Below are 11,312 nucleotides of genomic sequence, written 5' to 3' on the forward strand. Positions count from 1 at the left end.
CTCCCAGGGCCACCGCGATCCCGCTCTGGCTGCGCAGCCTCCCGGCGTCGAGGCCCCTCGCGGTTCAGGCCTAGTACGCCGGCTTGTGCGGCTCGATCTGGCTGATCCAGCCGAGGATGCCGCCACCGAGGTGGACGGAGTCGGCGAAGCCCGCGGACTTCAGCACCGCCAGCACCTCGGCCGAGCGGACGCCCGACTTGCAGTGCAGCACGATCTTCTTGTCCTGCGGGAGCGTCTCCAGGGCGTTGCCCATGAGGAACTCGTTCTTCGGGATCAGCACGGCGCCGGGGATGCTGACGATCTCGTACTCGCCGGGCTCGCGGACGTCGATCAGGAGGATGTCCTCCTTGTCGTCCTGCCACTGCTTGAGCTGCTTCGAGGTGATCGTCGAGCCGGCCGCGGCGGCCTGCGCCTCGTCGGAGACGACGCCGCAGAAGGCCTCGTAGTCGATCAGCTCGGTGACGGTGGGGTTCTCGCCGCAGAGCGCGCAGTCCGGGTCGCGACGGATCTTGACCTGGCGGTAGTTCATCTCCAGGGCGTCGTAGATCATCAGCCGGCCGACCAGCGGCTCGCCGACACCGGCCAGCAGCTTGATCGCCTCGGTGACCTGGATCGAGCCGATGGACGCGCAGAGCACGCCCAGCACGCCGCCCTCGGAGCAGGACGGGACCATGCCGGCCGGCGGCGCCTCGGGGTAGAGGCAGCGGTAGCAGGGGCCGTGCTCGGCCCAGAACACGCTGGCCTGGCCGTCGAAGCGGTAGATCGAGCCCCACACGTACGGCTTGCCGAGCAGCACCGCGGCGTCGTTCACCAGGTACCGGGTGGCGAAGTTGTCGGTGCCGTCCACGATCAGGTCGTAGCCGGAGAAGATCTCCATCACGTTGGAGTTGTCGAGGCGGTCCTCGTGGAGGATCACGTTGACGTAGGGGTTGATCTCCTGCACCGACTCGCGGGCGGACTCGCCCTTGGAGCGGCCGATGTCGGACTGACCGTGGATGATCTGGCGCTGCAGGTTGGACTCGTCGACGACGTCGAACTCGACGATGCCGAGCGTGCCCACACCGGCCGCGGCCAGGTACATCAGTGCGGGGGACCCGAGGCCGCCGGCGCCGACGCACAGCACCTTGGCGTTCTTCAGCCGCTTCTGCCCGGCCATGCCCACGTCGGGGATGATCAGGTGGCGGGAGTACCTGCGGACCTCGTCGACGGTGAGCTCGGCGGCCGGCTCGACCAGGGGTGGCAGCGACACGGTGACTCCGATGGTCGTCAGTTCAGGTTCGCCGTGGCCGGCATCCGGCTCCGTCGAACGGTGGCTTTGCTAGGCCAACAGTGTCATGCCACCTCTGTATTCCGAGACAGCCCGTCCGATGGGCGAGACGATTCACACCGGATCGTGGGACCGTGCCCCGGCCGCGCGACGGTGCGGCGGCCGGGGCCCGGCCGGCCCCTGCGGCGGCTCGGCCCGGCGGCTCAGACCCGGCAGGCCGTCTCCAGCCAGATGTCGCCGAGCGACTCCTCCAGCGGCACCTGTGTCCGCCAGCCGAGACGGTCCCTGGCCGTGCGGACGTCCGCCTGCCGCCACGGGACGGGCTCCGCCGCCGGCGACCGCCCGTCGACGGCCCTCCCCTCCGGGCCGCGCCCCTCACCCGGGCGCGGGTCCCCGGCGCGGTGACCGGCCAGGTGGTGCGCGAGCGGGTGCAGCAGCTGGTCGCCCGCGCCGACCGCCTGCGCGGGCAGCAGCGGCTGGCGGGTCTCCTCCGCCACGGTGCCCTCGAAGCCGGCCGTCCGCACCAGCAGCTGCGCCGCGTCCCGGGCCCGGACGGCGTTGCCGCTACCGATGTTGATCACCCCGGTGGCCGCCGAGACCGCCGCCGACTGGATCGCCCGTGCGACGTCCCGGACGTCGACGAAATCCCGGTACCCCGAGAGGTCCGGCATCCGGACGACCGTCTCGTCCCGCTCCAGCGCCCGCCGCAGCCCCTCCGCGAGCCGGCCGAACAGCGAGGCCGTCGGCGCGCCCGGCCCCACCACGTCGAACACCCGCAGCACCGCGGCGTCCAGCCCGGAGGCCAGCACCAGCTCCGTCCCGGCGAGCTTGGACACGCCGTACGGGCCGACCGGGCGCGGCTCCGCGCTCTCCGCGACCGGGATCCCGCCCGGCACCGGCCCGTACTCGGCCGCCGAGCCCACGTGCACCAGCCGGGCCGGCTCCCGGCTGCGCCGGATCGCCTCGCACACCGTGGCCACGGCCAGCGTGTTCGCCCGGATCAGCACCCGGGAGCTGCCGTACGTCGCCCCGGCGCAGTTGATCACCACCTGCGGGGCCACCGCGTCCAGGAAGCGGGCCAGCGCACCCGGGCTCCCGGTCGTCAGGTCGAAGCGGATGTCGGCCGAGTCACGCCGGCCGAGCACCGTCACCTGCAACTCCTGGTCCACGAGCAGACGATCGGTGACCCGACGGCCGATAAAGCCGTCGGCACCCAACAGCAGCACCCTCATCAGGGGGCGTCCTTCCACGAAGCGAGGCCCAGGGCCTGGCGGATCAGTTGTGAACAGGTGGTCGGCCGGGAGGCCCGGCCGGCGGGCGGCCCCTCAGCGGTGCGAGCCCGGCCGGCCGAGCAGCACCCAGGCGCAGGGCAGCAGGACGGCGCCCGCCGCCCCGCAGCCGAGGAGTTGGGCGCCGACCACGCCGTGCCCGGCGAACAGCGGCCCGCCGGCCGCCGGGAGCAGGACCGGCAGCGCGGTGGCCGCGGCCCCCGCGGCCAGCCCGGCGGCCGCCGCACCCGCCCGGCCGCAGTGCAGCAGCAGCGTGGCGAGCACCAGCAGCAGCCCGAGGGCGGCCTGCGCCGCCCACTGCACCCCGTCGGCCCGCTGGACGACGGCGTGCAGCAGCCCGCCAGGCTGCGGGCCGGGCCGGGGCAGCACGACGGTCAGCACCGCGAGAGCGGTGAAGGTCAGCACGCCCAGCGCCGCGAGGTACAGGCCCACCGCCACCGGCAGGACGGGACGCAGCCGGCCGCGGAAGTCGGGAATCGTCCGGGCCCCCCGCAGGTGCACCCGGCCGACGTGCCGGAACCAGCGGGCGGACCACTCGGCCGCACCCATCGCCACGGCGGCGGCCAGGGCCATCGCCGCCTGCGGCCGGCCGGCGCCGGCGACCAGCGGCAGCAGCAGGACGGCGGCCGCGCCGAGGCCGTACCCGAGCCCGGCCGGCCGCCGGCGACCCCGCGGCACCTGCCCGGCGCAGCCGACGGCGAGCGCGCCGCCCGCGACCAGCTCCGCGAGCAGCTCGACCGGGCCGGCCGGCCGCACGGCCCGGACGGCGGCCAGGGCCGCGCACGGGAGCGCCACCGCGAGGGCCGTGCGCAGGGCCGCGCCGGAGCGGCTGCCCCACGGCTCGGCGGGCTCGGCCGCGGCGGAGTCCGGCGGGCGGCGCGGCACCCGCGCGTACATCTCCTCGGCGAGCGCGAAGACGTCCGCATGGCGGCAGCGGGCCGCCGTGCCGGGGCCGACGCCGGCGTCCTCCAGCCCGGCGGCGATCTCCAGCGGGTCGACGGCCTGCTCGCAGAGGGTGCGGTGGCGGGCCATCAGCTCGCGCACCGGATCCCCGGTCGGTACGGCTCCGGGCCCGCCGTCGGATGCGTCATCGGGTGTGACCGGGCTCCCGGGGGGCCGCCGCGCCGCCTCCGGTGCCGGGCCCCGCAGCGGTACGCGCCCGGCCATCAGACGGCCTCCGCGAGGGCTTCGGGCTTCGCTTCCCCCGGCTCGGCGGCCGAGTCGACGCCCTGGCCGCCGCCCTGGCCGGCCTCGGCCAGCGGTACGGCGCCGGCCGGGGCCGCCGACCGGTCGCCCGCCATCCAGTACTCGGCCGGCCGGACGAACGGCCGCGGCGCCTCCCCCGCCGCGGCGCCGCCGGAGTCGGGGAAGGCGGGCCAGTGCGAGAGCAGTTCCAGGTAGATGTCGCGGAAGGCGGTGACCGCCGGTTCCACGGCGAAGCGTTCCTGCGCCCGCAGGCGGCCCGCCAGGCCGAGGCGCGAGCGGCGCTCCTCGTCCCCGAGCAGGGCGAGGCAGGCCCCGGCGAGTGCCTGCGGGTCCCTCGGCGGCACCAGCAGGCCGGTCGGCCCGACCACCTCGCGGGCCACCCCGGTGTCGGTCGACACCACGGCGCGGCCGCTCAGCATCGCGTCCGCCAGCAGCCGGGGGCTGCGCTGGACGAGGGCGGAGAAGACCACCACGGTGCCACCCTCCCAGGCCTCGGCCGGGGAGCCGGGCCGCCCGGCGAACTCGACCGCGTCGCCGAGCCCGAGCCGCCCGGCCAGCGCCTCGCAGTGCGCGAGGTACCCGGGGGCGCTCTCCTCGCCGTGGATCCGCAGCCGGGCCGCGGGCAGCCCGGCGCGGACCTCGGCGAAGGCGTGCAGCATCAGCGCCGGGTCCCGGCCGGGCTCCAGGGCGCCGGCCCAGACCAGGGTGGGCGCCGCCGGCTCCGGGCCGGCGGCGGGCCGCGCCACCGCCGGGGTGCCCTCGTACACCACCCGGGTGCGGGCCGGGTCGGCCCCGCAGCGGAGCTGCCAGTGCCGGTCGTGGGCGCTGCCCGGGGTCAGCACGGCGGCCTGCCGGTACGTCTCCTCGGTGAGCAGCCGGAAGAAGGTGAGCAGCAGGGCCCGGACCGGCCAGCGGTAGGGCGCCTCGCGGTAGCCCGCGTACTGCTCGCGCAGGTGCAGGCCCTGCTCGGTGACCACGAACGGGACGCCGTGCAGCTGCTTGGCCGCGAGCGCGGGCAGCGCCGCCGGGCCGCCGCCGACCACGTGGCAGACGTCGGCGGCGCCGAGGCCGCCGGGCCCGGTGCCGTACCAGGGCGCGGACAGCGGCCGCAGGCACTGCTCCAGCAGGTCGGCCGCGACGAGCACGTCGCAGACCATCGGCCGGCCGGCGGCGGTGTCGGCTCCGGGTGCGTGCCAGGCCCGCTCCAGGACGCGCTGGGCCCGGCCGGAGGCGAGGAACGCGGGCAGGGCGCCGTCCTCCCGGGCCAGCGCGGCGAGCCGGTAGAGCCCGGGGGCGAACGAGTCGCGCTCCCCCGGCATCACCAGTGCGCGGACGAGCTGCTCGTAGGCCCGCAGGTAGCCGGCCCTGCGCAGGGCGCCCGGCCGGCGCCCGCCGGGGCGCACGCCCCACATCGGCAGCTCGTGGACGGCGTTGAATCGCCCCGGCGCGGCCCCGGCCGCCTTCTCGCCCCGCCCGGCCAGCACGTACAGCTCGAATTCGTGCTCGCCCAGGCCTTCGGTCAGCCGGGCGGCCCAGCCCGGCCCGCCACGCTGTGCGTACGGGCGAGCGCCCTCGGTGAGCAGTGCGACGCGCACGAAGACCTCCAGAGCAGAGCGGATCAACGGATTGCTTCAGCGGTCGAGGGGGCTGAGGCGCCTGATCGGCAGGCAGCACCGCGTTTCCGGAGGGGCGCCACGCACGGCGCCGCGATCGTGCCGCCGGGCAGGCCGCACCCCGGCCCGCCCGGCCCCCCTGCAGTCACCGCCCGCTCGGGCGTCCGGTTCCTGCGACTCCCCCACACCTGTTCGGTCCGACAGCAAAAAGGTAGGACGGACCGCCGACCATCCATCGGTCGGCCGCCTGCTTGCCACCTGAACGAGTGAACGGGCGTGACCAACCCTGATCCGGGGCGTTAAATCCCCCCGCCCGGCCGGCCGGGGCCCTCAGGACCGGCCGGCCGGGGCCTCCGCCAGCAGCTCGCGGACCGCCCGCGCGACCGGCGCGGTGTGCTCCATCATCGCCACGTGCCCGGACTCCGGCAGCACCAGCAGCCGGGCGTCCGCGAACGCCGTGCAGGCACGCCGGGCGGAGCGGTACGAGACGAGCCGGTCGCGCAGCCCGTAGACCAGCAGCACCGGTACCCGTACCTGTCCGGCCTGCCGCCACAGCGACTGCTCGCCGCGCTCGGTGTAGGCCGAGACGATCCCGCGCGCCGAGCCGGCCAGCACCTGCATCGCGTACGGCAGCCCCATCCGGCGCCGGTACTCGGCGACCGCGTCGGCCCGCCGGTGCGCCGGCACGGCGGCGGCGTCCCCGTAGACCAGCCGCAGCAGGCCGTCTGCCGCGTCCTCGACGCTGCGGCCCCTCGACGGGAGGCGTCCGAGCAGGGCCGGCAGGCCGGGAACGGCGAGCAGGCCGGTCGGCCAGGCGGTGCGCTGCGGCGGCAGTTCGGGCAGCGCCGGGGAGATCAGCGTCAGACTGCGCACCAGGTCGGGCCGGAGCGCCGCGAGCCGGACGGCGACGGCGCCGCCGAGCGAGTTGCCGAACAGGTGGACGGGTCCGCGGCCGGCCGCCTCCAGGTAGCCGATCACCGCCCTGACGTGCCCGGACAGCGAGAGGTTGCCGTCGGGCGGCGGGGCCGAGCGGCCGAAGCCCGGCAGGTCCACGGCCTCGCCGTCGACCACGTCGGCGAGGGCGTCCATCAGCTCGGTCCAGTTGTCGGCCGAGCCGCCGAGCCCGTGCACGAAGAGCGCCGGCGGCAGCCGGTCCGCGCTCCCCGGACCGGCACCGGCCGGACCGTGCACGGCGAGGACGGCGCCGGGAACCGCGACCGTCCGCACCTGCCGGACCTGCTCCGCCCCGGCCGGCTTCCCGGTACGCACCTGCTGCCCATCGCTCATGGTGGACGATGGTAGTGAGGCCCGGCCGGTGAATCCCAGAGCCCGGGCGGTACCTTTCCCGCATCCCACCACTGCACAACGACCGTGGTCAGACCGTATTGTGGGCTCCCCACAAGGGGGGTCGGTGCTTTTATCTGCTCCGCCCGGCGCAGATGTGGTTACCGAAAAGTAGAATCAGTCACCACTGCCAGTGCTGTTGAGATCCCCGTGAAGTGAGGAGCGCCGTGACGGCCATCCAGGAGGCGCAGGAGCGCCCGCGCGGTGCCCGCCTGCCGCGAAGCGCCCGCCGTGAACAACTGCTCGGCGCGGCCCAGGAGGTGTTCGTCGCCCAGGGCTACCACGCCGCGGCCATGGACGACATCGCCGACCGCGCCGGGGTCAGCAAGCCGGTGCTCTACCAGCACTTCCCCGGAAAGCTGGAGCTCTACCTCGCGCTGCTCGACAAGCACTGCGACGCGCTCGTGGAGGCGACCCGTACGGCGCTCTCCGCCACCACCGACAACAAGCAGCGGGTGGCCGCGACCATGGAGGCGTACTTCCACTACGTCGCCAGCGAGTCCGGCGCGTTCCGGCTGGTCTTCGAGTCGGACCTGACCAACGAGCCCGCCGTGCGCGAGCGGGTCGACCGGGCCGCCGACCTGAGCGCCACGCTGGTCAGCAAGGTCATCGCGGAGGACACCGACCTCCCCGAGGCGGAGGCCAAGCTGCTCGCGGCCGGCGTCTGCGGCCTGGCCCAGATCACCGCCCGCTACTGGCTCTCGCAGGGCCGGGAGATCCCGCACGACGAGGCCGTGCGGCTGGTCGCCAGCCTGGCCTGGCGCGGCCTGAAGGGCTTCCCGATGCACCCCGGTGCGCAGGGCTCGGAGGACGAGGGCGAGGGCACCGCCGAACAGGCGATGTCCTGACCTTCACCTGAGTGCCGAGCGCGTGCTCTATGGTGAAGCCGTACGGCGCGATCACCGCGAACGCCTGTTCCAGGCGGTCCCGGTCCCGCGCGTGGATGGCTGCAACCCCGGAGGGACGGAAGCCGTGGAGGTCAAGATCGGCGTGCAGAATGCGCCCCGAGAGATCGTTCTCGAGAGCTCGCAGACTGCCGATGAGGTCGAGAGCGCGGTCGCGAAGGCGCTGGAGGGCACCTCGAAGCTCCTCACGCTGACCGACGAGCACGGCCGCCGCGTCATCGTCCCGGCCGAGCGCCTGGCGTACGTGGAGATCGGCGAGCCGGCCGTCCGCAAGGTCGGCTTCGGCACCAGCTGAGCTGGTCGGTGGTGCCCCGTCCCTCGTCGAGGGGCGGGGCACCACCGCGTTTCCGGCCGGGTCGCCGGATGTCACCGGCGTGTGTACAGGTGTTCGCTTGCGGGTACGTGGCACCCGAGCACCGCACCCGACCCCACCCGGAGGCAGATCTTGCTCATCGAGTCGATCGCCTTCGTCCTCGTCGGCCTGCTGGTCGGCGCGCTCGCGCTGACCCTGCGCCCGGAGTACTTCCCGCCCTCGCGGAGCCTCACGTACGGCACCGCGCTGGTGGCGGCGCTGCTGAGCGGCTTCGTGGGCCACTACGCCCTCGGCGGCGCGCTGCCCGCGGTGACGGTGGCCATATCGGCGACCGGCTCGGCCCTGCTGACCTCGGTGCTGGCCCGGCCGGACCAGGCCGGCGGGCGCCGCAGCGCCCGGCGCGGCCGGCGCGCGGGGAGCCACCGGCGGCACCGGCACGCCTGACCGCCCGGAGCGCGAGACCCCGGGCCCCCGTGGCCCGGCGGGCTACGAGGCCAGGCCGAGCGCGGCCATCCGCCTGGTGTGCGCCTCGGTGATCCGGTTGAACATCTTGCCGACCTCGACCAGGTCGAAGCCCTGCACCTGCGCCCCGCCGACCAGCAGGTTCGACAGCGCGTCGCGCTCCGCCACCACCCGCTGCGCCTGGCTCAGCGCCTCGCCCATCAGCCGCCGGCCCCAGAGCGCCAGCCGGCCGCCGACCCGCGGGTTCTCGCCGATCGCCTGCCGGACCTTGTCGACCGCGAACTGCGCGTGCCCGGTGTCGGACATCACCGCCAGCATCAGGTCACGGGTGTCGTCGTCCAGCCGGACGGCCACCTCGCGGTAGAAGTCGGTCGCGATGGAGTCGCCGACGTACGCCTTGACCAGGCCCTCCAGCCAGTCGGACGGCGCCGTCATGCGGTGGAAGCCGTCCAGCGGCTCGACGAACGGCGTCATGGCCTCCGCCGGGTCCGCGCCGACCTCGGCCAGCCGGTCGTGCAGCAGCTGGTAGTGCTGGAACTCGGCGGAGGCCATCCTCGCCAGCGCCGCCTTGTCGGCCAGGCCCGGCGCGAACTTCGCGTCCTCGGCCAGCCGCTCGAAGGCGCTCAGCTCGCCGTACGCCAGGGCGCCGAGCAGGTCCAGCACCGCTGCCCGGTATCCCGGGTCGGCCGAGCAGCTCGCCCAGTCACCGATCGAACCGGCACCGGAATCCTGGGTCTCACCTTGGGTCTCCATGGTCCGAAACCTTAGTCCCGCGCGCCGCCGCCGCCGTGGCCCCACCCGGCTGTGTCACACGCGTCACGTGTTCGAGTCGTCGCGTGACTGTATGGTGGTAGGGAGGCCCGTAGTGCTCGCATGGTCACCGCCGTTCTCGGCGGCCCGGGCGAGCGGCTCCGAGCGGACGCCGTCCTCCACGGACGCGTCCGGCACGGATTCCGGGTGCTCACGTACGCGGATGCCCGGTCGGAGACCCGATCGGCTCCGACCTTGGCTTGGACCTCAAGCCTTGGCACCGCATCAGTGGCCGAGCGAGGGCCGCCGCGGACCACGCCCACGGCGAAGGTCCCGCGCCGGATCCCTCATGGGAAATCCTCCCCCACGCCGCCGGGCGACGCGCCTTCACCGGGCCGTCCGACCTCGGCCGGCAGCAGGGACCGGCGCGGTTGTGCGTCCGCCGCAGCTGTGTGAACCGGGCCGATCCGGCCCGCACGCAGCCGCGCGGCTGCCCGCCGCCCTCTCGCTCTCGGCCCTCCATATGGAAGAGGCAGCACCCTGTCCACCACCGCTGAACCCACGAAGACCACGTTCCGGGAGCTCGGAATCCTCCCGGAGACGGCCGAGGCCCTGGAGGCCGTCGGCATCATCCACCCCTTCCCGATCCAGGAGATGACCCTGCCGGTCGCTCTGACCGGCCACGACGTCATCGGCCAGGCCAAGACGGGCACCGGCAAGACCCTGGGCTTCGGCCTTCCGCTGATCGAGCGCGTCGTCGTGCGTGCCGACGTCGACGCCGGCCGGGCCACCGAGGAGCAGCTCTGCGAGAGCCCGCAGGCGCTGATCGTCGTCCCGACCCGCGAGCTGTGCACCCAGGTCACCAACGACCTGCAGACCGCCGGCAAGGTCCGTGACGTCCGCGTCCTCGCGATCTACGGCGGCCGGGCCTACGAGCCGCAGGTCGAGGCGCTGAAGAAGGGCGTCGACATCATCGTCGGCACCCCCGGCCGCCTGCTGGACCTCGCCGGGCAGAAGAAGCTCGACCTGTCGCGGGTCCGCGCGCTCGTCCTGGACGAGGCGGACGAGATGCTCGACCTGGGCTTCCTGCCCGACGTCGAGAAGATCCTGGCCATGCTGCCGGCCAAGCGGCAGACGCTGCTGTTCTCGGCCACCATGCCGGGCCAGGTCATCAGCCTCGCCCGCCGGTACATGAGCCAGCCGACGCACATCCGGGCGGCCGCCCCGGACGACACCGGCCACACCGTGGCCAACACCACCCAGCACATCTTCCGCGCCCACTCGCTGGACAAGGTCGAGCTGGTCTCGCGCATCCTGCAGTCCGACGGCCGCGGCCTGGCGATGATCTTCTGCCGGACCAAGCGGACCGCCGCCGACGTCGCCGACCAGCTGACCCAGCGCGGCTTCGCGGCCGGCGCCGTGCACGGCGACCTCGGCCAGGGCGCCCGCGAGCAGGCCCTGCGGGCGTTCCGCAGCGGCAAGGTCGACGTCCTGGTCTGCACCGACGTCGCCGCCCGCGGCATCGACGTCGAGGGCGTCACCCACGTGGTCAACTACCAGTGCCCCGAGGACGAGAAGACCTACCTCCACCGGATCGGCCGCACCGGCCGCGCCGGGGCGTCCGGCACCGCCGTGACGCTGGTCGACTGGGACGACATCCCGCGCTGGCAGCTGATCAACAAGGCGCTGGACCTGAAGTTCCCGGAGCCCGAGGAGACCTACTCCACCTCGCCGCACCTGTACGAGCTGCTGAAGATCGCCCCGGGTACCACCGGCGTGCTGCCGCGCGCCGAGCGGACGCGGGCCGGCCTCGGCGCCGAGGAGGTCGAGGACCTCGGCGAGACCGGCGGGCGCGGCTCGCGCTCGGCCGGCGGCCGCCCCCCGCGCGGCGCCAAGCCCGCGACCGGCAACGGCAACGGCCGTGCCGCCGCCGCCCCGGCCGAAGCGGCCGAGGAGAAGCCCGCCCGCAAGCCCCGCGAGCGTCGCCGCACCCGCGGCGGAGCGGCGGACGCGGTGGCGGACGCCGCCGTGGTCGAGGCCGGCCAGGCCGCTCCGGCGGCCGACGCCCCGGCCGACGCCGCCGTCGCCGAGGGTGACGGCGCCCCGCGCCGCCGCCGTCGCCGCCCGCGCAGCGCGGCGGCCGGCGAGGGCACTGCCGACGCC

The 11,312-nt window shown here is 75.0% G+C and carries 10 protein-coding genes; 4 read left to right on the top strand and 6 right to left on the bottom strand.

Features of this window, described 5'->3' with window-relative positions:
* Positions 1-70: 70 nt before the first annotated feature.
* The 5 genes from moeZ to ACFUK0_RS37545 all read right to left on the bottom strand — a co-directional run bounded on the left by moeZ (position 71) and on the right by ACFUK0_RS37545 (position 6,662).
* Positions 71-1,249, bottom strand: a complete 1,179-nt coding sequence (moeZ, locus tag ACFUK0_RS37525) for an adenylyltransferase/sulfurtransferase MoeZ (RefSeq protein ID WP_380258077.1) — start codon at positions 1,247-1,249, stop codon at positions 71-73.
* A 221-nt stretch (positions 1,250-1,470) separates the two neighbouring features.
* Positions 1,471-2,499 (bottom strand): NAD-dependent epimerase/dehydratase family protein, encoded by a 1,029-nt coding sequence (locus ACFUK0_RS37530; protein WP_380258079.1) that lies wholly within the window; start codon positions 2,497-2,499, stop codon positions 1,471-1,473.
* A gap of 93 nt (positions 2,500-2,592) precedes the next feature.
* Positions 2,593-3,600, bottom strand: coding sequence for a hypothetical protein (locus tag ACFUK0_RS37535; protein ID WP_380258081.1), 1,008 nt, complete (start codon positions 3,598-3,600; stop codon positions 2,593-2,595).
* A gap of 122 nt (positions 3,601-3,722) precedes the next feature.
* A complete protein-coding gene (locus tag ACFUK0_RS37540; RefSeq protein ID WP_380258083.1) occupies positions 3,723-5,384 on the bottom strand; it encodes a DUF3492 domain-containing protein in 1,662 nt (553 codons plus the stop codon).
* A gap of 321 nt (positions 5,385-5,705) precedes the next feature.
* Positions 5,706-6,662 carry an alpha/beta fold hydrolase gene (locus ACFUK0_RS37545; RefSeq protein ID WP_380258085.1) on the bottom strand — a complete coding sequence of 319 codons (957 nt, stop codon included), beginning with the start codon at positions 6,660-6,662 and terminating at the stop codon, positions 5,706-5,708.
* 224 nt (positions 6,663-6,886) lie between these two features.
* On the opposite strand from ACFUK0_RS37545, the gene ACFUK0_RS37550 reads away from it, so the two are divergent.
* From ACFUK0_RS37550 to ACFUK0_RS37560, 3 genes are all read left to right on the top strand, one after another.
* On the top strand, positions 6,887-7,567 hold the full coding sequence (locus ACFUK0_RS37550; protein WP_380258087.1) for a TetR/AcrR family transcriptional regulator: 681 nt from the start codon (positions 6,887-6,889) through the stop codon (positions 7,565-7,567).
* 124 nt (positions 7,568-7,691) lie between these two features.
* Positions 7,692-7,919, top strand: a complete 228-nt coding sequence (locus ACFUK0_RS37555; RefSeq protein ID WP_380258089.1) for a DUF3107 domain-containing protein — start codon at positions 7,692-7,694, stop codon at positions 7,917-7,919.
* A 150-nt stretch (positions 7,920-8,069) separates the two neighbouring features.
* Positions 8,070-8,381 (top strand): hypothetical protein, encoded by a 312-nt coding sequence (locus ACFUK0_RS37560; protein WP_380258091.1) that lies wholly within the window; start codon positions 8,070-8,072, stop codon positions 8,379-8,381.
* A gap of 42 nt (positions 8,382-8,423) precedes the next feature.
* Here ACFUK0_RS37560 and ACFUK0_RS37565 read toward each other — a convergent pair whose 3' ends face one another.
* Positions 8,424-9,152, bottom strand: a complete 729-nt coding sequence (locus ACFUK0_RS37565; RefSeq protein WP_380258092.1) for a ferritin-like fold-containing protein — start codon at positions 9,150-9,152, stop codon at positions 8,424-8,426.
* A 651-nt stretch (positions 9,153-9,803) separates the two neighbouring features.
* On the opposite strand from ACFUK0_RS37565, the gene ACFUK0_RS37570 reads away from it, so the two are divergent.
* A partial coding sequence (locus ACFUK0_RS37570) for a DEAD/DEAH box helicase (RefSeq protein ID WP_380258093.1) occupies positions 9,804-11,312 on the top strand: 1,509 nt, incomplete at its 3' end.

It is taken from the genome of Kitasatospora sp. NPDC057223 (assembly GCF_042669755.1).
Lineage (GTDB): Bacteria > Actinomycetota > Actinomycetes > Streptomycetales > Streptomycetaceae > Kitasatospora.

Coding starts and splice junctions, on each gene's coding strand:
- ACFUK0_RS37565 (WP_380258092.1), bottom strand. CDS start 9,152: ATGGAGACCCAAGGTGAGACCCAGGATTCCGGTGCCGGTTCGATCGGT.
- ACFUK0_RS37530 (WP_380258079.1), bottom strand. CDS start 2,499: ATGAGGGTGCTGCTGTTGGGTGCCGACGGCTTTATCGGCCGTCGGGTC.
- ACFUK0_RS37545 (WP_380258085.1), bottom strand. CDS start 6,662: ATGAGCGATGGGCAGCAGGTGCGTACCGGGAAGCCGGCCGGGGCGGAG.